This is a genomic window from Bradyrhizobium centrosematis (assembly GCF_045571495.1).
Classification (GTDB): domain Bacteria; phylum Pseudomonadota; class Alphaproteobacteria; order Rhizobiales; family Xanthobacteraceae; genus Bradyrhizobium; species Bradyrhizobium centrosematis.
Genome location: NZ_CP120703.1, coordinates 3,635,566 through 3,658,995 on the forward strand (window position 1 = coordinate 3,635,566; position 23,430 = coordinate 3,658,995).

Annotated in this window: 19 protein-coding genes; 17 read left to right on the forward strand and 2 right to left on the reverse strand. The window is 65.9% G+C overall.

Annotated features, from left to right (window positions below; translation table 11 throughout):
* Positions 1-294 precede the first annotated feature (294 nt).
* From dnaE to fabZ, 14 genes are all read left to right on the forward strand, one after another.
* On the forward strand, positions 295-3,798 hold the full coding sequence (gene dnaE, locus P6U31_RS17580) for a DNA polymerase III subunit alpha (protein ID WP_407189610.1): 3,504 nt from the start codon (positions 295-297) through the stop codon (positions 3,796-3,798).
* A gap of 115 nt (positions 3,799-3,913) precedes the next feature.
* On the forward strand, positions 3,914-4,657 hold the full coding sequence (locus tag P6U31_RS17585; protein ID WP_407189611.1) for a carbonic anhydrase: 744 nt from the start codon (positions 3,914-3,916) through the stop codon (positions 4,655-4,657).
* Between the two features lie 196 nt (positions 4,658-4,853).
* Positions 4,854-7,358, forward strand: coding sequence for a caspase family protein (locus P6U31_RS17590; protein ID WP_407189612.1), 2,505 nt, complete (start codon positions 4,854-4,856; stop codon positions 7,356-7,358).
* A gap of 231 nt (positions 7,359-7,589) precedes the next feature.
* A complete protein-coding gene (locus P6U31_RS17595; RefSeq protein WP_407189613.1) occupies positions 7,590-8,585 on the forward strand; it encodes a 30S ribosomal protein S2 in 996 nt (331 codons plus the stop codon).
* Positions 8,586-8,718: 133 nt separating this feature from the next.
* Positions 8,719-9,642: a translation elongation factor Ts gene (gene tsf, locus P6U31_RS17600; protein WP_407189614.1), complete on the forward strand. Its 924-nt coding sequence runs from the start codon at positions 8,719-8,721 to the stop codon at positions 9,640-9,642.
* A 60-nt stretch (positions 9,643-9,702) separates the two neighbouring features.
* A complete protein-coding gene (gene pyrH / locus P6U31_RS17605; RefSeq protein WP_407189615.1) occupies positions 9,703-10,419 on the forward strand; it encodes a UMP kinase in 717 nt (238 codons plus the stop codon).
* Between the two features lie 69 nt (positions 10,420-10,488).
* A complete protein-coding gene (frr, locus tag P6U31_RS17610) occupies positions 10,489-11,052 on the forward strand; it encodes a ribosome recycling factor (protein WP_212432439.1) in 564 nt (187 codons plus the stop codon).
* A gap of 10 nt (positions 11,053-11,062) precedes the next feature.
* On the forward strand, positions 11,063-11,821 hold the full coding sequence (locus P6U31_RS17615) for an isoprenyl transferase (RefSeq protein ID WP_407189616.1): 759 nt from the start codon (positions 11,063-11,065) through the stop codon (positions 11,819-11,821).
* Entirely contained in the window at positions 11,818-12,660 is an 843-nt protein-coding gene (locus P6U31_RS17620) for a phosphatidate cytidylyltransferase (protein ID WP_407189617.1), read from the forward strand. The genes P6U31_RS17615 and P6U31_RS17620 overlap by 4 nt, the downstream gene beginning before the upstream one ends.
* A 4-nt stretch (positions 12,661-12,664) precedes the next feature.
* Entirely contained in the window at positions 12,665-13,888 is a 1,224-nt protein-coding gene (dxr, locus tag P6U31_RS17625) for a 1-deoxy-D-xylulose-5-phosphate reductoisomerase (RefSeq protein WP_407189618.1), read from the forward strand.
* A 44-nt stretch (positions 13,889-13,932) separates the two neighbouring features.
* On the forward strand, positions 13,933-15,084 hold the full coding sequence (rseP, locus tag P6U31_RS17630; RefSeq protein ID WP_407189619.1) for an RIP metalloprotease RseP: 1,152 nt from the start codon (positions 13,933-13,935) through the stop codon (positions 15,082-15,084).
* A gap of 176 nt (positions 15,085-15,260) precedes the next feature.
* Positions 15,261-17,801 (forward strand): outer membrane protein assembly factor BamA, encoded by a 2,541-nt coding sequence (bamA, locus tag P6U31_RS17635; RefSeq protein ID WP_407189620.1) that lies wholly within the window; start codon positions 15,261-15,263, stop codon positions 17,799-17,801.
* A 126-nt stretch (positions 17,802-17,927) separates the two neighbouring features.
* Positions 17,928-18,995, forward strand: coding sequence for a UDP-3-O-(3-hydroxymyristoyl)glucosamine N-acyltransferase (lpxD, locus tag P6U31_RS17640; protein ID WP_407189869.1), 1,068 nt, complete (start codon positions 17,928-17,930; stop codon positions 18,993-18,995).
* Complete coding sequence (gene fabZ, locus P6U31_RS17645; protein WP_035702330.1) at positions 18,992-19,453, forward strand: 3-hydroxyacyl-ACP dehydratase FabZ; 462 nt, start codon at positions 18,992-18,994, stop codon at positions 19,451-19,453. Before lpxD ends, fabZ begins: the two co-directional genes overlap by 4 nt.
* Positions 19,454-19,477: 24 nt before the next feature.
* On the opposite strand, the gene P6U31_RS17650 is transcribed toward fabZ, so the two are convergent.
* Positions 19,478-19,801: a KTSC domain-containing protein gene (locus tag P6U31_RS17650; RefSeq protein WP_407189621.1), complete on the reverse strand. Its 324-nt coding sequence runs from the start codon at positions 19,799-19,801 to the stop codon at positions 19,478-19,480.
* Positions 19,802-19,974: 173 nt separating this feature from the next.
* Here P6U31_RS17650 and lpxA point away from each other — a divergent pair, with 173 nt between their 5' ends.
* From lpxA to lpxB, 3 genes are read left to right on the forward strand one after another with little or no spacing between them, the layout of a single operon-like run.
* Entirely contained in the window at positions 19,975-20,766 is a 792-nt protein-coding gene (gene lpxA, locus P6U31_RS17655; RefSeq protein WP_407189622.1) for an acyl-ACP--UDP-N-acetylglucosamine O-acyltransferase, read from the forward strand.
* 19 nt (positions 20,767-20,785) lie between these two features.
* Positions 20,786-21,643, forward strand: a complete 858-nt coding sequence (locus P6U31_RS17660) for an LpxI family protein (RefSeq protein ID WP_407189870.1) — start codon at positions 20,786-20,788, stop codon at positions 21,641-21,643.
* Positions 21,640-22,824, forward strand: coding sequence for a lipid-A-disaccharide synthase (gene lpxB, locus P6U31_RS17665; protein ID WP_407189623.1), 1,185 nt, complete (start codon positions 21,640-21,642; stop codon positions 22,822-22,824). The genes P6U31_RS17660 and lpxB overlap by 4 nt, the downstream gene beginning before the upstream one ends.
* Positions 22,825-22,856: 32 nt before the next feature.
* Here the strand turns inward: lpxB and P6U31_RS17670 are convergent, their stop codons facing one another.
* On the reverse strand, positions 22,857-23,420 hold the full coding sequence (locus P6U31_RS17670; protein WP_407189625.1) for a hypothetical protein: 564 nt from the start codon (positions 23,418-23,420) through the stop codon (positions 22,857-22,859).
* Positions 23,421-23,430 lie beyond the last annotated feature (10 nt).

Here is a 23,430-nt window from a genome sequence, read left to right on the forward strand (position 1 = left end):
AGGGAGCGAGACATGTTCAGGGTTTTCGTCGAAGAGGCCGCCGCACTGGCCTCGATCACGCTGTTCGTCGGGATGATCGCGATCTGGGCCCAGGTCATCCCCCAGCTCTGAGTCCCGGGGTTCAAGCATGTCTGGTTGGGGAAAAGCAGGACGACGTGGCGAAGCGGCCGCTCCGGCGTGGACTCTCGCGGCGCGGCACCCCACCATTGTGCTGCGAGTCGGCCGGACAGGCGCATGATGCCTTGAGGAGCCGGCACCCGCTCCATCCCATTTGCCAGAGGCCATCACGCGACCATGCCGAGCGCCGGATTTGTTCACCTTCACGTTCACTCGGCCTATTCGCTGCTCAAGGGCTCGATCAAGATCGCCAAGCTCGCCGAGCTTGCCAAGAAGGACCACCAGCCGGCGCTGGCGCTGACCGACACCGACAATCTGTTCGGCGCGCTGGAGTTCTCCGACAAGATGGCGGGCTCCGGCATCCAGCCGATCGTCGGTTGCGAGCTGGCGATCGATTTCGGCGACCAGGATCCGAATGCGCGCAACGCGATGGGGCCCTCGCGCGTGGTGCTGCTGGCGGCGCAGGAGCGCGGCTATCGCAGCCTGATGCGGCTGAACTCCCGCGCATTCCTGGAATCGCCGGACAGCCACGCTCCATTCATCAAGTTCGACTGGTTCGAGGGCGAGACCGAGGGGCTGATTGCGCTGACAGGCGGACCGGACGGGCCGATCTCGCTGGCGCTTGCCGGCGGGCATGCCGAGCTCGCCGCGACGCGCTGCGAGCGGCTGGCGGGCCTGTTCGGCGATCGCCTCTACATCGAGTTGCAGCGCCACAACACCGAAAAGGAACGGCGCGTCGAAAGCGGCCTCATCGACCTCGCCTATGCCAAGGGACTACCGCTGGTCGCGACCAACGAGCCGTATTTCGCCTCGACCGACGATTACGAGGCGCATGACGCGCTGCTCTGCATCGCCGGCGGCAGGCTGATCGCCGAGACCGAGCGCGAGCAGCTCACGCCCGATCATCGCTTCAAGACCCGCGCCGAGATGGCGGTGCTGTTCGCCGACATTCCGGAGGCGCTGGCCTCGACGGTGGAGATCGCCGAGCGCTGCTCGTTCCGCCCGATGACGCGCAAGCCGATCCTGCCGTTCTTCACCGTCGGTGCCGCGCAGAGCTCGGACGCCGCCGCAGTCGAGGCGGCGGAACTGAAGCGCCAGGCCGAGGAGGGGCTCGCCCGGCGCCTCAGCGTCCACGGCCTGTCCCAGGGCACGACAGAAGAGACCTACGCCAAACGGCTCGCCTTCGAGCTCGACGTCATCACCCGCATGAAATACGCGGGCTACTTCCTGATCGTGTCCGATTTCATCAAATGGGCGAAGAGCCAGGGCATTCCGGTCGGGCCGGGCCGCGGCTCCGGCGCGGGCTCGCTGGTCGCCTGGGCGCTGACCATCACCGATCTCGATCCGATCAAGTTCGGCCTGCTGTTCGAGCGCTTCCTCAATCCCGAGCGCGTCTCGATGCCGGACTTCGACATCGACTTCTGCCAGGACCGCCGCGGCGAGGTGATCCAATACGTGCAGCAGCGCTACGGCCGTGACCAGGTGGCGCAGATCATCACCTTCGGAACGCTGCAGGCGCGCGGCGTGCTGCGCGACGTCGGTCGCGTGCTGCAGATGCCCTATGGCCAGGTCGACAAGCTGACCAAGCTGGTGCCGCAGAATCCGGCGGCGCCGGTGACGCTGGCGGCCGCGATCGAGAGCGAGCCGAAGCTGCAGGCGTTCCGCGATGAAGATCCGGTGGTGGCGCGCGCTTTCGACATCGCCCAGCGCCTCGAAGGCCTGACGCGACATGCCTCGACCCATGCGGCCGGCATCGTGATCGGCGATCGTCCGCTGAGCGAGCTCGTGCCGCTCTACCGCGATCCCAAATCCGACATGCCGGTGACCCAGTTCAACATGAAGTGGGTCGAGCCCGCCGGCCTCGTCAAATTCGACTTCCTCGGCCTGAAGACGCTGACGGTGCTCGACGTCGCGGTGAAGCTCTTGAAGCCGCGCAACATCCACGTCGATCTCGCCACGCTGCCGATCGACGATGCCGAGAGTTACGCGATGCTGGCTCGGGGCGAGGTGGTCGGCGTGTTCCAGGTTGAAAGCCAGGGTATGCGGCGCGCGCTGGTCGACATGCGCCCGGACCGCTTCGAGGACATCATCGCGCTGGTGGCGCTGTATCGCCCGGGCCCGATGGCGAACATCCCGACCTATTGTGCGCGCAAGCACGGCGACGAGGAGCCGGAATATCTGCATCCCGTGCTGGAGCCGATCCTCAAAGAGACCTTCGGCGTCATCATCTACCAGGAACAGGTGATGCAGATCGCACAGGTGATGTCGGGCTATTCGCTCGGCGATGCCGACCTGTTGCGCCGCGCCATGGGCAAGAAGATCCGCGCCGAGATGGACAAGCAGCGCGACATCTTCGTCGCGGGTGCTGTGAAGAACGGCGTGCCGAAAGGGCAGGCCGAAACCATCTTCGAGCTCCTGGCGAAATTCGCCGACTACGGCTTCAACAAGAGCCACGCGGCGGCTTATGCGCTGGTGTCCTACCACACCGCCTACATGAAGGCGCATTACCCGGTGGAGTTCATCGCGGCGTCGATGACGCTCGATCTCAACAACACCGACAAGCTGTCCGAATTCCGCTCCGAGGCGCAGCGCCTCGGCATCAAGGTCGAGCCGCCGAACATCAACCGGTCGGGCGCGACCTTCGAGGTCGGCGAGAAGACGATTTACTACGCGCTCGCTGCGCTGAAGGGCGTCGGCATTCAGGCGATCGAGCAGATCATCGAGGAGCGCACGAAGCGGGGCTTGTTCACCTCGCTCGCCGACTTCGCCGCGCGGGTCAATCCGCGTGCGATCAACAAGCGCATCATCGAAAGTCTCGCCGCCGCCGGCGCCTTCGACACGCTCGAGCCGAACCGGGCGCGCGTCTTCGCCGGCGCGGATTCGATCCTGGCCGCCTGCCAGCGCGCGCATCAGGCCGAGACCGTCGGCCAGAACGACATGTTCGGCATGTCGGCGGACGCCCCGACCATCATGCTGCCGCAGATCGAGCCGTGGCTGCCGGCCGAAAAGCTTCGCCGCGAATACGACGCCGTCGGCTTCTTCCTGTCCGGTCATCCGCTCGACGATTACGCCACCGTGCTGAAGCGGCTGCGGGTCCAGAGCTGGGCGGAATTCTCCCGCGCCGTGAAGACCGGCGCCACCGCCGGCAAGGTCGCGGCCACCGTGGTCTCGCGCATGGAGCGGCGCACCAAGACCGGCAACAAGATGGGCATCATGGGGCTCTCCGATCCCACCGGCCATTTCGAGGCGGTGCTGTTCTCCGAAGGCCTTGCGCAATATCGCGACGTGCTGGAGCCGGGCGCCGCCGTGCTGCTGCAGCTGGGGGCCGAGCTGCAGGGCGAGGACGTGCGCGCCCGTGTGCTGCATGCCGAGCCGCTCGATGATGCCGCCGCCAAGACGCAGAGGGGCCTGCGCATCTTCCTGCGCGACACCAAGCCGCTGGACTCGATCGCCAAGCGCTTGGCCGGCCCCGACTTGGCCGCATCGAATGGTGCTGCGCCAAAGATCGGCAGCCCGGGCATCGCGCCGCGCTCCAATGGCGACGGCGAGGTGTCGCTGGTGATGATGCTCGACCTCGAGACCGAGGTCGAGATGAAGCTGCCCGGCCGCTTCAAGGTCTCGCCGCAGATCGCCGGCGCCATCAAGGCGGTCGCGGGCGTGGTGGACGTGCAGCAGATCTGACGCTTGCACACTTTGCCGCAAACCAAAGCTTAACTAACAAGCTCACGCATGGTTTCGAAGCCTTGCGGGCACAGCTATCAGTTGTCGCCCGGCGCGCAACCAAGGAAGAACAACCATGTGTGACAAATGCTCTGAAAATCTGCATCAATCGATCGCTCCGTGCCGCCGTTCGATGATGCTTTTCGCCGCCTCGGCGCTCGGGGCCGCGGCGTTTGGCGGGGCCGCCTCAGCCAAGGAAGCCAAGGCGCCGCCGAAACCTCAGAACGTGCTCTCGCCCGATGCGGCCCTCAAGCGGCTGATGGAGGGCAATTCGCGTTACGTCTCGGGCGTATCGCGCCGCCACGACTTCACGCATGAGCGCGAGGCTCTGGTCGGCGGCCAGAATCCCTACGCGGCCGTGCTGAGCTGCGCCGATTCACGGATCGCGCCCGAATATGCCTTCGACAGCGGACGCGGCGATCTCTTCGTGTGCCGCGTCGCCGGAAATTTCGCCGGCGATGAGACGGTGGCGAGCATGGAGTACACCGTCGCGGTGCTCGGCACGCCGCTGATCCTGGTGCTCGGCCACGACAATTGCGGCGCCGTCGACGCGACGATCAAGTCGCTGAAGGACGACAAGCCGCTGCCGGGGCACATCCCCTCACTGGTCGCCGCGATTGCGCCGGCGGTGAAGATGGCGGCCCAGCAGGGCGGCAACGCGCTCGACAACGCCATTCGCCAGAACGTCATCGACAACGTCGCCAAGCTGAAATCGGCGGCGCCGCTCCTCAACGCAGCGGTCGAGCAGGGCAAGCTCAAGGTGGTCGGCGGCATCTATCGGCTGAGCACTGGGACGGTTGATCTGATCACCCAAAGCTAAGTCAACTCGGGTGAGCTTGCGCCGCAGTGCGGTCGTGAGACTTACGCGAGCCTGACGTGGAGGTTCGACGCAAAGGTTTGACTGGGCGGCGGCGCCATGCCGCCGCCTCAATCCGCGCTTTTCGTTCAAGAGCCATTCAGCTGGACGCGCGTCTGATGCGTGGTGGCCACCTCTAGAACAAAAGCGGGCACAAGCCATGCGTGGGACGCTCAAAGTTTTCATCTGCCTTCTCCTGCCGTTGGTCCTTGCCACAGGCGCACCGCATCAGGCGCGTGCACAGCAGCAGGAAAAGCGCATCGCGCTGGTTGTCGGCAACGGCGCTTATGCCAAGTCGCCGCTGGCAACCACCGCGAACGATGCCGGGCTGATCGCGCAGACGCTGCAGGCGGCCGGCTTCGATGTCGTCGGCGCGCGCGATCTCGACGGCGACACGCTGCGCAAGAGTTTTCGCGATTTCATCCAGAAGGCCCAGGCTTCCGGGCCGGGAACAGTCGCGATGATCTATCTTGCCGGCTACGGCGTGCAGCTTGCCGGCGAGAACTATTTCATCCCGGTCGATTCCAACATCAATCGTGACACCGACATTCCGACCGAGGCCTTGCGCATCAGCGACTATGTGCGACAGCTCGCGGCCATTCCGCTCAAGGCGAACATCGTCGTGCTCGACGCAGCGCGCGCGCAGCCCTTCATCGCGGGCGGCCAGCCGATCGCAAGTGGCCTGGCGCTGGTCGAGCCGGAGGCGAATATGCTGATCGCCTTCAATGCGGCGCCCGGCACGGTGGCGCCCGAGGAGCCGGGGCCGTACGGCATCTATGCGCAATCGCTGGCGGAGATGATCCGCACCGGCGGTCTGCCGCTAGCCGAGGTATTCGACCGCGTCCGCCTGCGCGTCAACGAAGCCAGCAAGGGCGCGCAGGTGCCCTGGAATGAGCAGAAGATCTCGGCGCCATTCTCGTTCTTCGAGCGCGCGCCCGACGCGCCGCCGCCGGCGGCTGCGCCTGACCAGGTTGCCGCCATCCGCAACAAGCCGATCCGCGATCTAGGCGTGCAGGATGCCTATGCTGCCGCACTCGAGCGCGACGCGCTGCCGGCCTATGAGGAATTTCTGGCGGCCTATCCGAATGATCCGCTTGCAAAGCGCGTGATCGCGATCGTGGCGGCGCGCCGCGAAGCCATCACCTGGCGGCGGACCTACCGGACCGATACGCCGGAGGCCTATTGGTCGTATCTGCGCCGCTATCCGCGCGGGCCGCACGCCGCGGATGCGCGCCGGCGCCTGGCGATCCTCACCGCGCCGCCCGAGCCGCCGCCGAGCTTTGCGATGATCGACTACGACGTGCCGCCGCCGCCGCCCGAGGAGGTGGTCTATGTCGACCGTCCGGTGCTGTATTTCAGCGATCCCGATTTCGACTTCGCGCCGCCGCCGCCACCACCGGTCTATTATCTACCGCCGCCGCCGCCGGATTTCGTCGTGCTGCCACCGCCGCTGCCCGTGGTCGGCCTGTTCGTGCTGCCGCAGCCGGTGTTCGTGCCGATCCCGGTGTACGTCAGGCCGCCGGTCTACGTCGCGCCGCCGCCCAACAACATCATCTACCAGAACATCCACAATACGACGGTGATCAACACCGTGATCAACCAACCGCCCGCACCTGCGCCGGGCGTCGGGCCGGGCGCCGGTCCGGCCGCTTTGGCTCCGGCGATTGCCGGCCGCGCCAACCCGGCCGGCCCGGCCGTGCCGCAGGCGGTCGCGCAGCGCGCCGCCCTGATCCAGCAGGGCAAGGCACCTATGCCTCCGAGCGCGACGATCCAGCCGACGGCAAGGACTGCAACGCCTCCGACGACGCCGACCGCCGTCGCGCCGACCGCAGCACCAGCCATTTCGCCACAGACCAGGCTGCCACAGGCCAACACGCTGCCGGTCCCTGGTGCCCAGGGCGGGCCGCCAGCGCCGGCTGCGGGGGCAGGGAACCTGCCGGGCAGGCCCGCTCCGACAGCGACTGCTCCCACGAGCTCGCCGACCCGCCAGGGAGCGCCGAGCACCGCGTCTCCCGGTGCGCCGCCGCCGGCTCATCCCAATACGCCAACGGCTGCCGCGCCGGCGACCGTCTCGCCCAACGCCCCCGCCACTGCGACCGGCCAGGCGCCGAAGCCCCCGGGTGCGCAAATACCGTCCGGGACCGCTCCCGTCGACCGCGCCAAGTCTGCAATCCGCGAGCCGGCCGGCGCGCCGCCGCCGGCAGCAGCCGGCAAGCCGGGCACCGCTCCCGGGGCTGCGGGAAGGCCCGTTCCACCATCGCCGTCGGCCGCGCGCGAGCCGATCAGGCCGCAAAGTCAGCCGTCTGCCGCGCCGGCGCAGGCGATCCGGCCATCCGCCCCACCAGCGCGCCCCCAAGCCGTGGCGCGACCGACGCCTCCGCCGCCCACGGCCATCGCACGTCCGGCACCACCGCCGCCGCCGCGTGTCGCGCCGCCTCCGCCGGCACGGGTGGCTCCGCCCGTGGCGGCTGCGCGGCCGGCGCCTCCTCCGCCTATGGCGCGGCCCGCGCCGCCCCCGCCGGTTGCCCGGCCGGCACCTCCGCCGCCTCCCCCGCGGATGGCTGTCGCGCCGCCGCCGCGCCCGGCGCCACCACCCCCGCCGCGACCTGCGGCACCGCCTCCGGCGGCTGCGAAGAAGTGCCCGCCCAACCAGCCGAAATGCTAGCCGGGTCCCGATCGAGCGGCAGGGTATTGCGGGGGTCTTTAGGGAAGGGGCCTTGGGCGGGCGAAAACCGCCCGCGAGGCCCTTATTTCCTTGCTTCTGGCCGAAATTGCGCTATAGAGCGCGCCATCTCACACGGAAACATGGCTCACAAGGCCGTCCGGTGGCAACCGGGGCGAGAACGCTCCGTTTTGCTCACACGTTTCCGGAGGAACCAACCGGAGAATTAGAACGATGGCACTACCCGATTTCACTATGCGTCAGCTGCTCGAAGCTGGCGTGCACTTTGGTCACCAGTCTCACCGCTGGAATCCGAAAATGGCTCCGTTCATTTTCGGCACCCGAAACAACATCCACATCGTCGATCTCGCCCAGACCGTGCCGATGCTGCACCAGGCGCTCCAGGCCGTCAGCGACACGGTGGCCAAGGGCGGCCGCATCCTGTTCGTCGGCACCAAGCGCCAGGCGCAGGACGGCGTTGCCGATGCGGCCAAGCGCTGCGCGCAATATTTCGTCAATTCGCGCTGGCTCGGCGGCACGCTGACCAATTGGAAGACGATCTCGGCCTCGATCAAGCGCCTGCGTCACCTCGACGACGTGCTGTCGGGCGGCGAAGCCAATTCCTACACGAAGAAGGAGCGCCTGACGCTTCAGCGCGAGCGCGACAAGCTCGACCGTTCGCTCGGCGGCATCAAGGACATGGGCGGTCTGCCCGACCTGATCTTCGTGATCGACACCAACAAGGAAGACATCGCGATCCAAGAAGCCCAGCGGCTCAACATCCCGGTCGCCGCGATCGTCGACACCAATTCGGACCCGAAGGGCATCACCTATGTGGTGCCGGGCAATGACGACGCCGGTCGCGCCATTTCGCTGTACTGCGACCTGATTGCGCGTGCGGCGATCGACGGCATCTCGCGTGCCCAGGGCGATTCGGGCGTCGACGTCGGCGCTGCGGCCGTGCCGGTCGCCGAAGAGCTGCCGGCTCCGTCGTCGAGCGGCTTCCAGGGCCTTGCAGGTCCGCGCGGCACCGCCGACGACCTCAAGAAGCTCCCGGGCGTGTCGGGTGCGATCGAGAAGAAGTTCAACGACCTCGGCATCTTCCACTACTGGCAGCTCGCCGAGCTCGACCACGACACCGCGCACACGATCGGCGAAGAAGTCGGTCTTCCGAGCCGCGCGGATGCCTGGGTCGCCAAGGCCAAGGCGCTGACCGCGGAAGCGGAATAGTCAAAAAGAGCGATGGGTTGGCCGGATAGGGTCCGGCCACCATTTCAGTTGACGCGAATACCTGAGATGGACCGCGGCGGGGCAGTTGGGTGCCGTGCCGCGGCAAACCGGCAGGCACAAAGGATTTTCAACAATGGCAATGATCACAGCTGCGATGGTCAAGGATCTGCGCGAGTCCACCGGCGCAGGCATGATGGACTGCAAGGCCGCGCTGACCGAGAATGACGGCAACATGGAAGCGGCGCAGGATTGGCTGCGCAAGAAGGGCCTGTCCAAGGCCGCCAAGAAGTCCGGCCGCGTCGCGGCGGAAGGTCTGATCGGCGCGCTCACCAAGGGCACCAAGGGCGTCGTGGTCGAGGTCAACTCCGAGACCGACTTCGTCGCGCGCAATGGCCAGTTCCAGGGGCTGGTCAAGATGATCGCCCAGGTCGCGTTCGACACCGGTGCCGACGTCGAGAAGATCAAGGCCGCCAAGGTCGGTGACGTCACGGTCGAAGCCGCGATCAACGACGCGATCGCCACCATCGGCGAGAACATGACGCTGCGTCGTGCCGCTTCGCTCGAAGTGAGCCAGGGCGTCGTGGCGCACTACATCCACGGTGCCGTCGTCGACGGCGCCGGCAAGATGGGCGTGATCGTGGCGCTGGAATCGCCGGGCAAGGCCGACGAGCTCGCGGCCCTCGGCCGCCAGATCGCGATGCATGTCGCGGCCGCCAACCCGCTGGCGCTCGATCCGTCCGGCCTCGATCCGGCGGTCGTCAAGCGCGAGAAGGACGTGCTCGCCGACAAGTATCGCCAGCAGGGCAAGCCCGAGAACGTGATCGAGAAGATCGTCGAGTCCGGCCTCAAGACCTACTACAAGGAAGTCTGCCTGCTGGAGCAGGCCTTCATCCACGACACCGGCAAGTCGGTGGCGCAGGCGGTGAAGGAGGCCGAGGGCAAGGTCGGCGGCGCTGTGAAGATCGCCGGCTTTGTGCGCTATGCTCTCGGCGAGGGAATCGAGAAGCAGGAAAGCGACTTCGCAGCCGAGGTCGCCGCGGCCAGCGGCAAGAAGTAAGCGCCGGAAAGTTCCTTCCGGCGCGCCGCCGGAAGCGGCGCCCGGACAAGGAAATTGCTCATGACAGATCCGGTCTATCGTCGCGTCGTGATCAAGCTGTCCGGCGAATATCTCGCGGGACAGCAGGGGTTTGGCATTGATCAGCCGACCGTCGACCGGGTTGCGGACGATCTGATCGCCGCCCGCCATCTCGGCACCGAGGTTGCGGTCGTGATCGGCGGCGGCAACATGGTCCGCGGCGTCGAGGTCTCCTCCCGCGGGGTCTCGCGCACCACCGGCGATACTATGGGCATGCTCGCCACCATGATGAACTGCCTCGCGCTGGAGGCGGCGATCGAGCGCAAGGGCACGCCGGCGCGTACGCTGTCGGCCTTCGTCATGCCCGAGATCTCCGAGCTGTTCACCCGCACTGCGGCGCACAAATATCTCGCCGAAGGCCGGATCGTGCTGCTCGGCGGCGGCACCGGCAATCCGTTCTTCACCACCGATACGACCGCGGTGCTGCGCGCTGCGGAGATCGGCGCACAGGCGGTCCTGAAGGCGACCAATGTCGATGGCGTCTACTCGGCCGACCCGAAGACGGATCCGAGCGCAACCCGGTTCGACCGGCTGACGCATTCGCAGGCGATCGAGGGCGGCTACAAGGTGATGGATGCGACCGCCTTCGCGCTTGCCCGCGAGACGTCGCTGCCTATCATCGTGTTCTCGATCGCGGAGCCGGGCTCGATCGGCGCGATTCTGCGTGGCGTCGGCCACGGAACCATCGTCGCCGGCTGACGGCTCGACTGCCGCGCCCTGAAGCGAGGGGCGCGGGAGCAGTCGCCGGGATTTTGAAGGAGAAACGAGATGGCCACGGGTAATTTCGACCTCAACGAAGTGAAGCGCCGCATGCAGGGCGCCGTCCAGTCGCTCAAGCACGAGCTCGGCGGCCTGCGGACGGGGCGCGCCTCCGCCTCGATGCTCGATCCGGTGCAGGTCGACGCCTATGGCAGTCACATGCCGCTCAACCAGCTCGCCACCGTCAGCGTGCCGGAGCCGCGCCTGATCTCGGTGCAGGTCTGGGACAAGTCGATGGTCAAGGCGGTGGAGAAGGCCATCGTCGATTCCAATCTCGGCCTGTCGCCCGCGACCGAGGGGCAGGTGCTGCGTCTGCGCATCCCCGAGCTCAACGAGGAGCGGCGCAAGGAGCTGGTGAAGGTCGCGCACAAATACGCGGAAGCCGCCAAGGTCGCCGCGCGTCACGTCCGCCGCGACGGCCTCGACGTCCTCAAGAAGCTCGAGAAGAACCACGAGATGTCGGAGGACGATCAGAAGCGTCATGCCGACGAGGTGCAGAAGGCGACCGACGGCACGATCGCCGAGATCGACCAGCTGCTGGCTGCCAAGGAAAAAGAAATCCTGACCGTTTAAGGCTGCCATCATGTCCAACGCCGCCGCGCCAGCAACGGAAGGATCCGATCGGTCCGACGCGCCTGCGCATGTCGCCATCATCATGGATGGCAACGGGCGTTGGGCCGCCGCGCGCGGCCTGCCGCGTGCGGAGGGGCATCGCCGCGGCGTCGAGGCACTGCGCCGCGTCGTGCGTGCCTCGCACGAGCTCGGCATCCGCTACCTCACCATCTTCTCCTTCTCATCGGAGAACTGGTCACGCCCGGCGAGCGAGATCGGCGACCTCTTCGGCCTGCTGCGCCGCTTCATCCGCAACGACCTGGCGAGCCTGCACCGCGACGGCGTCAAGGTTCGCATCATCGGCGAGCGCGAGGGGCTCGATAGCGACATCTGCGCGCTCTTGAACGAGGCCGAGGAGCTGACGCGCGACAACACGCGCCTCACGCTGGTCGTCGCCTTCAATTACGGATCGCGGCAGGAGATCGCGAAGGCGGCGCAGAAGCTCGCCCGCGAAGTTGCGGAAGGCAAGCGCGACCCCGATACGATCGATGCCGAGACGCTCGGGGCGCATCTCGATGCGCCCGACATTCCCGATCCCGATCTCATCATCCGCACGAGCGGCGAGCAGCGCCTGTCCAATTTCCTGATGTGGCAGGCCGCCTATAGCGAACTCGTGTTCGTGCCGATTCACTGGCCCGATTTCGACAAGGCGGCGCTGGAAAGCGCGATCGCCGAATTCGCCAGGCGCGAGCGCCGTTTTGGCGGTCTGGTCGCGAAAACCGCCTCGTGAGCGAACAAGACGCCGCACCGGCGGGCGCCAAGCCTGCCCCGAGCAATCTGGTGATGCGAGTGCTCGCAGCGCTGGTGCTGGCACCGCTGACCATTGCGATCGCCTACGTCGGTGGCTGGCTGTGGGTGCTGCTCGTCACCCTGGTCTCGATCGGGCTGTTCGCCGAATGGCTGACGGTGGTCGGCGCAGGCTCCGCCGCGCTGACCGGGGCGGGGACGGTCGTCATCGCCATGATGGGAGCTGCGGTCGCCTTTGGCGGGCTCAAGACCTCCGTCGTCGTCGGCCTCGTTGGCGGCGCGATCGTGACGCTGATCGCGCGCGGCAAGTTCGTCTGGGCGGCCACGGGGTTTGCCTACGCAGCCGCAGCGCTGCTGGCCTCGATCCTGGTCCGGAAGGATCTCGTCAACGGCTTCTCCGCGCTGATGTTCGTGCTGCTCGTGGTTTGGGCGACGGATATCGGCGGCTACTTCGCCGGCCGCAACATCGGCGGGCCGAAGCTGTGGCCGCGCGTGAGCCCGAAGAAGACCTGGGCCGGAGCGTTCGGCGGCTTCGTGGCGAGCCTTGCGGTGGCCGGAGGTTTCGCCGCTTGCGGGATCGGGAAGCCGGTTCCGCTGCTGCTGGTCAGCGCCGTCCTATCGGTAGTCTCGCAGGCGGGCGATCTGTTCGAATCCGCGGTGAAGCGGCGCTTCGGTGTCAAGGATTCCAGTCACTTAATTCCGGGCCATGGCGGGCTTATGGACCGCCTGGACGGTTTTGTCGCCGCCATCCTGGCGGCCTGGTTTATCGGCTTTCTCCGCCATGGTGTGCATAGCGCCGGAAGCGGTCTTATGGTTTGGTGAGGATATGAGCGCGGTCCCATTGCGAAACAACAAGGCTGTGGCGTCCGACGTCCGCAGCGTCACGGTTCTCGGCGCCACCGGCTCGATCGGCGACAGCACGATGGATTTGCTGCGCGCCTCGCCCGAGCGCTACCGCGTCGAGGCGCTGACGGCGAACGGCAATGTCGAAGCACTGGCGAAGCTCGCCAAGGAATTTTCCGCGCGTTACGTCGCGATCGCTGACACCTCCAAGCTCGGCGAGCTCAAGGCTGCGCTCGCAGGGACCAGCACCGAATGCGGTGCCGGCGAAAGCGCAGTGATCGAAGCCGGCGCGCGTCCGGCCGATTGGGTGATGGCCGCCGTGAGCGGCGCTGCCGGACTGAAGCCGGCGCTCGCGGCGGTCGATCGCGGCGCGCATGTCGCACTGGCCAACAAGGAATGTCTGGTCTGCGCCGGTGATTTCTTCATGCAGCGCGCGGCCAAGGCGGGCGCCTGCATCCTGCCGGCCGATTCCGAGCACAATGCGCTGTTTCAGGCGCTGAGCTCGGGCAATCGCGACGAGCTCGTCCGCGTCATCATCACCGCCTCAGGCGGCCCGTTCCGCACCTGGAAGGTGGCGGACATCGAGCAGGCGACCCTCGCGCAGGCCCTGAAGCATCCGAACTGGAGCATGGGCCAGAAGATCACGATCGATTCCGCCTCGATGATGAACAAGGGGCTCGAGGTGATCGAGGCCTCCTATCTGTTCGCGCTCACGCCCGATGAGATCGATGTGCTGGTCCATCCGCAGTCGATCATCCACGGCATGGTGGAGTTTTCCGACTGCTCGGTGGTGGCCCAGCTCGGTGCGCCCGACATGCGCACCCCGATCGCGCACTGCCTCGGCTGGCCCGACCGCATCAAGGGGCCGGCGGCCAAGCTGGACCTCGCCAAGATCGGCCAGCTGACCTTCGAGGCGCCCGATTTCGAGCGCTTCCCCGGACTGCGGCTGGCTTACGATTCGCTCCGGACCGGGAAGGGGGCGACCACCGTCTACAACGCCGCCAATGAGGTCGCGGTCGCCGCGTTCATTGCTGGCAAGATCCGGTTTGGCGCGATTGCCCGGCTGGTGGAGGCGACGCTGGATGACTGGATCCGCAGCGGGAACCAGGCACCTCTGACGTCCGCCGATGATGCAATCTCTGTTGACCATGTTGCGCGAAATAGAGCTGCCGCCCTATTGCCTCAAATTGCCTTAAAGGCATCCTAGATGGTTCGGGGCCAGGGCCTTGCGGCGCTGGATGAGGGAATTCGATGATCGACTTTTTTGCCCATAGTTTCAATACGTTGAGCCATGGGATCCTGGGTTATGCCGTTCCCTTCCTGTTCGTCCTGACGATCGTCGTGTTCTTCCATGAGCTCGGCCATTTTCTGGTCGCGCGGTGGGCGGGCGTTCGCGTCCTGACCTTTTCGCTCGGCTTCGGACCGGAGCTGGTCGGCTTCAACGACCGCCATGGCACGCGCTGGAAGATCTCGGCGATCCCGCTCGGCGGCTACGTCAAGTTCTTCGGCGACGAGAGCGAGGCCTCGACCCCATCGGCCCAGGCGCTCGCGGCCATGACGGCCGAGGAGCGCGCCGGCAGCTTCCACCACAAGAAGGTGGCCCCGCGCGCTGCCATCGTCGCGGCCGGCCCGATCGCCAATTTCATCCTGGGTGCGCTGATCTTCGCGGGCATGGCGCTGTACTACGGCAAGCCGAGCACGATCGCGCGCGTTGACGGTGTCGTTGCCGACGGCGCTGCGGCCGCGGCCGGCTTCAAGGTCGGAGACGTCGTCGTCCAGATCGACGGCAAGCCGATCGAGAGCTTTGCCGACATGCAGCGAATCGTTGCGATGAACGCCGGTTCGGCGCTTGCGTTCCAGGTGAAGCGGGACGGCGCCATCGTGTCGCTGACGGCAACGCCGGCGCTGCTCGAGCGCAAGGATCCGTTCGGCAACAGCCATCGTCTCGGTGTGCTCGGCGTCGAGCACAAGGCGCAGGCCGGCGAGGCCTCGACCGCCCCGGTCGGCGTCGGCGAGGCGCTCAAGATCGGCGTCGAGCAGGTTTGGTTCATCATCACCAGCACCTTCAAGTTCCTGGGCTCGCTGTTCGTGGGGCAAGGCAATCCCAACGAGGTCAGTGGCGTCCTGGGAATCGCGAAGATGTCGGGGCAGGCGGCCAGCGCCGGGTTCCAGTTCGTGATCAATCTGTGCGCGGTGCTGTCGGTGTCGATCGGCCTGTTGAACCTGTTCCCGATCCCGCTGCTCGATGGCGGCCACCTTATGTTCTATGCGGCGGAGGTGGTCCGTGGCCGGCCCTTGTCCGAGCGGACTCAGGAGATGGGGTTCCGAATCGGGCTCGGTTTGGTGCTGATGTTGATGGTGTTTGCGACCTACAACGACATCCTGCGAATGGCCGCATCCTGATGGAGGCTTTTTTGTGGCGTTGCTGTTGAGCAACGTCTTGGAATGAATTTGAAATTACGACGCTTTCGGCCGTTTGCGGCGTCGGGGAAATTAGCTACAAGCGGCCTCGACTTGGGGAATCTTCCAGACCGGCGTTGGGGTTGGGTCTGGCTCGGAATGATAAGGGCGCGTTGCGCATGAAGTTTGGACTGCGACTCCGGGGGGGCTTGCTCGCAACCCTGATCATGTTCGGCGCGCCGGTGGTTGCCCCGGTCGGGGCTGTTTTCGTCTCTTCGTCTGCGCTCGCTCAGACCGTCCAGTCGATTTCCGTCGAAGGAAATCGTCGTGTCGAGGTGGAGACGATCCGCTCCTATTTCAAGCCGGGTCCGGGCGGCCGCCTCGATCAGGCCGCCATCGACGACGGCCTCAAGGCGTTGATCGAGACCGGCCTGTTCCAGGACGTGAGGATCAACCGCGGCCCCGGCGGCCAGATCATCGTCTCGGTGGTGGAAAACCCGGTGATTGGCCGGATCGCCTTCGAGGGCAACAAGAAGATCAAGGACGAGCAGCTCACCGCCGAGGTCCAGTCCAAGGCCCGCGGCACCTTCTCCCGCGCCATGGTGCAGTCCGACACGCTGCGAATCGCCGAAATCTATCGCCGGTCCGGCCGCTACGACGTGCGGGTCACGCCCGAGATCATCGAGCAGCCGAACAACCGCGTCGACCTGATCTTCACGATCGAGGAGGGCGCCAAGACCGGCGTCAAGTCGATCGAGTTCGTCGGCAACAATGCCTTCTCGTCCTACCGTCTGCGCGACGTCATCAAGACGCGCGAATCGAACCTGCTGAGCTTCCTCGCCAGCGGTGACATCTACGATCCCGACCGTGTCGAGGCCGACCGCGACCTGATCCGCCGCTTCTACCTCAAGAACGGTTTCGCCGACGTCCAGGTCGTGGCCGCGCTGACCGAATACGATCCGGAGAAGAAGGGCTTCAACGTCACCTTCAAGATCGAGGAAGGATCTCAGTACCGCGTCGGCACGGTCGACTTCCGCTCCAGCATTCCGAACTTCGATCCGTCGTCGATGCGGACTTATTCCCGCGTCCATGCCGGCTCGCTCTACAACGTCGAATCGGTCGAGAAGTCGGTCGAGGAGATGCAGATCGAGGCCTCGCGCCGCGGCTATGCCTTCGCCGTGGTCCGGCCGGGCGGCGACCGCAATTTCGAGGCGCACACCGTCTCCGTCGTGTTCAACATCGATGAAGGCCCGCGCACCTATATCGAGCGCATCAACCTGCGCGGCAACACCCGTACGCGCGACTACGTGATCCGCCGCGAGTTCGACATCTCGGAAGGCGATGCCTACAACCGCGCCCTGGTCGACCGCGCCGAGCGACGCCTGAAGAACCTCGACTACTTCAAGAGCGTGAAGATCACGACCGAGCCCGGCTCGTCGAGCGACCGCGTCATCCTGATCGTCGACATGGAAGAGAAATCGACCGGCGACTTCTCGATCTCGGGCGGTTACTCCACCACCGACGGCGCGCTGGCCGAAGTCTCGATCTCCGAGCGCAATCTGCTCGGCCGCGGCCTGTTCGCCAAGGCGTCGGTGACCTATGGCCAGTATGCGCGCGGCTACTCGCTGTCGTTCGTCGAACCCTATCTGCTCGACTACCGCGTCGCGCTCGGCCTCGACCTCTATCAGCGCCAGCAACTGTCCAACAGCTACATCTCCTACGGCACCAAGACGCTCGGCTTCTCGCCGCGCCTCGGTTTCTCCTTGCGCGAAGATCTGTCGCTGCAACTGCGCTACTCGATCTACCAGCAGGAAATCACGCTGCCGAGCTACCTGGCGAATTGTAACAACGTGCAGTTCCTGCCCGATGGCAGTGCCAATCCATTGTTCAATCCAAGCCCGGCTTTCGCCGCCGCCAATGGTATTAGTCTGGCGTCCTCGAACGGCCTCGGCTGCTACAGCGACGGTGAGGCCTCGCTGCCGGTACGCAAGGAACTCGCCAACGGCAAGACCCTGACCTCGGCGCTCGGCTACACGCTGACCTACAACACGCTCGACAACAACAAGAACCCCACCGACGGTCTGCTCGTCGACTTCCGCCAGGATTTCGCCGGCGTCGGCGGCGACGTCTCCTACCTGAAGTCGGTGATCGATGCGAAGTACTACACTCCGCTGGTGTCCGACATCGTCGGCCTGATCCGACTGCAGGGCGGCATGCTGAACAAGATGGGCAGCGATCTGCGCATGCTCGATCACTTCCAGATGGGTTCGAACCTCGTCCGCGGCTTTGCCCCGAACGGCATCGGCCCGCGCGACCTGAATCCGTTCGGCACGCAGGACGCGCTCGGCGGCACCAAGTACTGGGGCGCTTCGCTCGAACTGCAGATGCCGTTCTGGTTCCTGCCGAAGGAAGTGGGTCTGAAGGGCGCGGTCTATGCCGATGCCGGCGGTCTCTACGACTACAGGGGACCGACGAGCTGGACCACGACCAACGAAGTCAACGTGCCGGGCTGTATCCCATCGACGATCAATCCGTCGAGCGCCGGCACCTGTACCGGCCTGGTCTATGACGATAGCAAGGTCGTCCGCTCATCGGTTGGTGTCGGCCTGATCTGGCAGTCGCCGTTCGGTCCGCTGCGCTTCGACTACGCCGTGCCGCTCACCAAGGGCAAATACGATCGCGTGCAGGAGTTCCGGTTCGGCGGCGGCACGACGTTCTAGTTCGATCAGCACGGCACGATCCGGATCACTGGAGCCGGTTTCCGAAAGGGATCGTGCCATTCCAAGAGATGGGGCATGATGCGGCCTGATCCGCTTCATGCCGAAGCCGGACCGCGACGGGGTGGAATGGCGCAGCCGAACTTCTTCACAAAGCCGCCGGCCTCAGCGCTGGCCGACATCGCCGCGATGGCCAAGGCGGAACTGGTCGATCCCGGCCGGGGTGGCCACGTCATCACGGGCCTTGCCTCGCTCGACGAAGCGGGCCCGATGCATCTGGCGTTCTTCGATAACCTCAAATATGCCGGCGAACTCAAGGCGACCAAGGCCGGCGCCTGCCTGGTCAGCCCGCGCTTCGAGGCGCAGGTGCCCGCCCATGTGGCCGTGCTGCGGGTGGCGCAGCCGTTCCGGGCCTTCGTCAGGATCGCCCGGGAATGGCATGGCGACACGCTGCGGCCGCAATCCTGGGTCGGCAATGACGGTATTGCCCCGTCCGCGATCATCGACCCCTCGGCCCGGCTCGAGGACGGCGTGATCGTCGATCCGCTGGCGGTGATTGGGCCGGACGTGGAGATCGGCACCGGCACCGTGATCGGCGTCGGGGCGGTGATCGGCCCTGGGGTCAAGATCGGCCGGGACTGCAATGTCGGGGCCCGCACCGCGATCCAGTGCACCCTGATCGGCAACAACGTGCTGATCCATCCCGGCTGCTCGATCGGCCAGGACGGCTACGGCTTCATCTTCTTCGGCCCGGAAGGCCATGTGAAGGTGCCACAGACCGGCCGGGTGCTGATCCAGAACGACGTCGAGGTCGGCGCCAACACCACGATCGACCGCGGGTCCTTGCGGGATACCGTGATCGGCGAGGGGACTAAAATCGACAATCAGGTCCAGATCGGCCACAATGTGACGATCGGCCGGCACTGTCTGCTGGCGGCGCAGATCGGCCTCGCCGGCAGCCTGACCATTGGCGACAACGTGGCGCTCGGAGCGAAGGTTGGCATCAACAACCACCTCAAGATCGGCGACGGGGCTCAGGTGACCGCCATGAGTGCCGTCAAGGACGACATCCCGCCGGGCGGCCGCTGGGGCGGGCATTTCGCCAAGCCGACCAAACAGTGGTTCAAGGAGATTATCGCGGTGGAGCGCCTGGTACGCGACAGCAAGGCCGATCCGAAGGACGAGGGACGCGAATGACGGAGGAATCACCTGTTAAGTTCGAGCTGGTGGATATCAATGCCATCCTCCAGACCCTGCCGCACCGCTTCCCGATGCTGCTGATCGATCGCGTGATCAACATCCGCGCCGACTACAGCGGCATCGGCATCAAGAACGTCACCTTCAACGAGCCGGCCTTCCAGGGGCATTTCCCGGAGCGGCCGGTCTATCCCGGCGTCATGATGATCGAGGCGATGGCGCAGACCGCGGGCGTGATCGGCATCAAGTCAGTCGAAGGCACCGAGAAGCCGCGGGCGGTCTATTTCCTCACCATCGACAAGTGCAAGTTCCGCAAGCCGGTGCTGCCCGGCGACACCATCGAGTACCACATGCGCTCGCTCGGCCGTCGCAAGGCGATGTGGTGGTTTCACGGCGACGCCAAGGTCAACGGGCAGGTGGTCGCGGAAGCCGATGTCGGCGCCATGCTGACGGACTGAGCGGCATCCCCGCACGGACAGGATTCACGCGCTGCAATCGTAGCGGCCGCCGGCGGCCTCGCGTCTGATATGCCGGTTGAAGAACTGGCCCATGGACGGTGCGCCCAGAAGGCGGTCGACGGTCTCGGCCGTGACGCCGCAATAGCGCGCATAGAAGCCGCCGGTCGCAACCACGAGGTCGTGCTGCGCGCGGTCGTAACAGACACGCTGAAGCACCGTGCTGCGACTGATGTCGCGGCATTCGAATGTCGCGAGGTCGATGGGATGGCGATCACCGGTCTGGACCGTCTCCGACACGATCGGTGCGGCCGCCAGTTGTGCGAGCAGAACTGCCAAGGCCCTGACCACGAGTATTGAAGCTCCACATGAACTTGCCGACGGACGGGCGGTCGCCTCATCCGATACTTGAAACACGGCGAGATGATACGTCACTGGACAGATCGGGCATAGTCGCGCTAACCACCGGAAAATCGAGTGACTTCAACACATAATCAGAGCTTCCTAACGAGTAAGATTGCTTGATGAGCAAGATTGATCCCACCGCACGGATCGCGGACGGCGCCGTGATCGGCGAGGGCGCCGAGATCGGACCCTATTGCATCATCGGCCCGAATGTTGTGATCGGCGCCAACTGCAAGCTGATCGGGCAGGTCACCGTCATCGGCCACACCTCGCTCGGCGATGGCTGCGTGATCTCGCCCTTCGCGGTGCTCGGTGGCGCCCCGCAGGATCTCAGTTACAAAGGTGAGCCGACCCGGCTCGAGATCGGCTCGGGTTGCACCATCCGGGAAGGTGCGACGATGAATGTCGGCACCATCAAGGGTGGAGGGCTGACGCGCGTCGGCAACGGCGGCTATTTCATGAACAATAGCCATGTCGGCCATGACTGCATGGTCGGCGACAACGTGATCTTCGCGACGTCGGCGACGCTTGGCGGGCATTGCGAGATCGGCGACGCCGTCTACATCGGCGGCCTCTCTGCGGTGCATCAGTTCACGCGCATCGGCCCATATGTGATGGTGGGCGGGGTCTGTGGCGTGCGTGACGATGTCATCCCGTACGGGCTGGTCAATGGTCAGTACGCGGTGCTGGAGAGCCTCAATCTGATCGGCATGAAGCGCCGCAAGTTCACCAAGCAGCGGCTTGCGACGGTGCGGGCGTTCTACCAAAAGCTCTTCCACGGGCCCGGCACCTTTGCCGAGCGGTTGGAGGCATCGAGGCCGCTTGCAAGCGAAGATCCGGCGATTGCCGAGATCCTCGACTTCATCGGCAAGGGCAAGCGCCCGCTCTGTCTTCCCGCCATCGCGAAGTGATCTCGGCATGGCCGCAGGCATGACATCGGCGGCTTCGCAGGTTTCATCGCCGGTCGGGATCGTCGCCGGCGGCGGCGCAATGCCGTTCGCGGTCGCGGACTCGCTCGCCGCCCGCGGCATTACGCCAGTGCTGTTTCCCCTTCGCGGGGCGTGCGATCCGGCCCGGGTGGAAAAATTCCGCCATCGCTGGATTTCGGTTGGCCAGCTCGGCCGCGCGATGCGGCTGTTTCGCGAGGAAGGCTGCCGCGACCTGATCTTCATCGGCACCTTGGTGCGCCCCTCGCTCGCGGAGATCCGGTTCGACGTCAAGACGCTGCGCCTGCTCGGAAACGTCATCCGCGCCTTTCGCGGCGGCGACGATCATCTCTTGTCCGGCGTCGGCCGCATCCTCGAGCAGGACGGATTTCGCATGGTCGGCATCAAGGACGTCGCGCCCGACTTGCTGATGCCGGAGGGCTGCATCAGTCGGGCCTGGCCGAATGACAACGCCAAGGCCGACATCGCGTGCGGCCGTGCGGTGCTGACCGCGCTCGGTCCGTTCGATATCGGCCAGGCTGCGGTGGTGATCGACGGCCATGTGGTTGCTGTCGAGGACATCGAGGGCACCGACGCGCTGCTCGCGCGCGTCGCGCGGCTGCGCGAGGAGGGCCGGATTCGCGCGGCCGCGGGACGCGGCGTGCTGGTGAAGGCGCCGAAGAGCGGCCAGGATCTACGCTTCGACCTGCCGACGATCGGCCCGCGCACCATCGAGGGGGTCGCCGCAGCCGGCCTTTCCGGCATCGCCGTCATCGCCGGCAACACCATCGCGGCCGAGCCGCAGGCGATGATTGGGCTGGCCGACGCCAAATATCTCTTCGTCATCGGTCTGCCGGCGTGATGCAGTCGCGCGATCCCAAGCGCAAGATCTTCCTGATCGCCACCGAGGAATCCGGCGACCGGCTCGGCAGCGCCTTGATGAAGGTGCTGCGCCAGCGCCTCGGCGACGCTGTGGAGTTCGTCGGCGTCGGCGGCCGTACCATGGCGCGCGAGGGGCTCGAATCGCTGTTTCCGATCGAGGAGCTGTCGATCGTCGGCTTCGCCGCGGTGGTGCAGCAATTGCCGAAAATCCTGCGGTTGATCCGCAACACCGCGGAGGCCGTGGCTGAAGCCGCGCCGGACGTGCTCGTCATCATCGACAGTCCCGATTTCACCCATCGCGTCGCCCGCCGCGTGCGCGCGAAGAATTCAGCGATCCCGGTCGTCGACTACGTCTCGCCGCAGCTCTGGGCCTGGCGGCCGGGACGGGCGCGGACCATGCTCGGCTATGTCGACCATGTTCTCGGTCTGCTGCCGTTCGAGCCGGAGGAATACCGCAAGCTCGGCGGGCCGCCATGCAGCTATGTCGGCCATCCCCTGATCGAGCAATTGTCGTCGCTGCGGCCCAACGCGGCGGAGCAGGCACGCCGCGACCGCGAGCCGCCGGTGCTGCTGGTGCTGCCGGGCAGCCGCCGCAGCGAGGTCAGGCACCATCTCGAAATATTCGGCGCAACCCTCGGCCGCTTGCAGGCAGAAGGCCGTGCCTTCGATCTGATACTGCCGACCATGCCGCACCTCGAAGCCACCATCCGCGAAGGCATCGCGAACTGGCCGGTGAAGCCGCAAATCGTCATCGGCGAGAACGAGAGGCGCGCCGCGTTCCGTATCGCGTGCGCGGCGCTGGCAAAGTCCGGCACGGTGACGCTCGAGCTTGCGCTGTCGGGGATTCCGATGGTGACGGCCTATCGCGTCGGAGCGATCGAGGCCTTCATCCTGCGCCGGGCGATCCGCGTCTCCTCGGTGATCCTCGCCAATCTCGTGATCGGCAAGGACGTGATTCCGGAGTTCCTGCAGGAGGAGTGCACGCCGGAGAAGCTGGCACCCGCGCTTCACGATGTGCTGACGGATTCCCCGCTGCGGCGGCAGCAGGTCGCGGCCTTCGCCCAGCTCGATCAGATCATGTCGACCGGCAACAAATCGCCGAGCGCGCTCGCCGCCGACATCGTGCTGGCCACGATGCGCAAAGGCAGGGGAGTGAGCTAGGACGTGTCCTCTGCAGCCGGTGGAAGTCGGAGTCACAAGCCAAGCGCGATCTCGGCCCATTGCACCATGCGGTCGCTATTGAGGAATGCCAGCACCGCCGGCTCCAGCACCGCCGGCGTGTCCGATCCGACCAAAGCCACCGCAGCCACCATGTCGCAGCGCTGATTGAATGCGAGTGAGAGCGCGGCTTTGCCATTCCCCTCGATGCGATAGGCTCGACTGCGGCCGCGCATCGGACCGACCATGATCTCGCGGCCGGCTCCGATCGGGGTTGCCTTCCCGATCAGCGCGAGGTCGCCCATCTGCTCCAGGTCACCATCATCGGCGACCCCGGTGGCGCAATTGCAAAAGCCCAGCTTGGCGCGAACGTAGAGCCGGACCTCGGTGCCGCAATCAGCGGCCTTGCAGCGGAACGCCCTTCCCTTTCCCCAGGGGTCGGGCGCAAAAGGCCATTCGGCGTCCGACCACGCCGGTCGAATCTCGGCCGGTGCCGTCGCACGTGCCGGTTCGCCGGGTCGCAATATCCAGACCACAGCGGCTGCGCAGAGCAGTGCCATGGCTGCACAGATCGCGACGAGTTTGCTTGTCAGGCGCATGGAACCTGCC

What these genes read in the sequence shown, in the direction of transcription:
- dnaE (WP_407189610.1), top strand. Translation starts at nt 295, where the DNA reads ATGCCGAGCGCCGGATTTGTTCACCTTCACGTTCACTCGGCCTATTCG.
- bamA (WP_407189620.1), top strand. Translation starts at nt 15,261, where the DNA reads ATGAAGTTTGGACTGCGACTCCGGGGGGGCTTGCTCGCAACCCTGATC.
- P6U31_RS17595 (WP_407189613.1), top strand. Translation starts at nt 7,590, where the DNA reads ATGGCACTACCCGATTTCACTATGCGTCAGCTGCTCGAAGCTGGCGTG.
- dxr (WP_407189618.1), top strand. Translation starts at nt 12,665, where the DNA reads ATGAGCGCGGTCCCATTGCGAAACAACAAGGCTGTGGCGTCCGACGTC.
- frr (WP_212432439.1), top strand. Translation starts at nt 10,489, where the DNA reads ATGGCCACGGGTAATTTCGACCTCAACGAAGTGAAGCGCCGCATGCAG.
- P6U31_RS17670 (WP_407189625.1), bottom strand. Translation starts at nt 23,420, where the DNA reads ATGCGCCTGACAAGCAAACTCGTCGCGATCTGTGCAGCCATGGCACTG.
- P6U31_RS17585 (WP_407189611.1), top strand. Translation starts at nt 3,914, where the DNA reads ATGTGTGACAAATGCTCTGAAAATCTGCATCAATCGATCGCTCCGTGC.
- lpxA (WP_407189622.1), top strand. Translation starts at nt 19,975, where the DNA reads ATGAGCAAGATTGATCCCACCGCACGGATCGCGGACGGCGCCGTGATC.
- P6U31_RS17615 (WP_407189616.1), top strand. Translation starts at nt 11,063, where the DNA reads ATGTCCAACGCCGCCGCGCCAGCAACGGAAGGATCCGATCGGTCCGAC.
- P6U31_RS17590 (WP_407189612.1), top strand. Translation starts at nt 4,854, where the DNA reads ATGCGTGGGACGCTCAAAGTTTTCATCTGCCTTCTCCTGCCGTTGGTC.
- fabZ (WP_035702330.1), top strand. Translation starts at nt 18,992, where the DNA reads ATGACGGAGGAATCACCTGTTAAGTTCGAGCTGGTGGATATCAATGCC.
- P6U31_RS17660 (WP_407189870.1), top strand. Translation starts at nt 20,786, where the DNA reads ATGACATCGGCGGCTTCGCAGGTTTCATCGCCGGTCGGGATCGTCGCC.
- lpxD (WP_407189869.1), top strand. Translation starts at nt 17,928, where the DNA reads ATGGCGCAGCCGAACTTCTTCACAAAGCCGCCGGCCTCAGCGCTGGCC.
- rseP (WP_407189619.1), top strand. Translation starts at nt 13,933, where the DNA reads ATGATCGACTTTTTTGCCCATAGTTTCAATACGTTGAGCCATGGGATC.
- pyrH (WP_407189615.1), top strand. Translation starts at nt 9,703, where the DNA reads ATGACAGATCCGGTCTATCGTCGCGTCGTGATCAAGCTGTCCGGCGAA.
- tsf (WP_407189614.1), top strand. Translation starts at nt 8,719, where the DNA reads ATGGCAATGATCACAGCTGCGATGGTCAAGGATCTGCGCGAGTCCACC.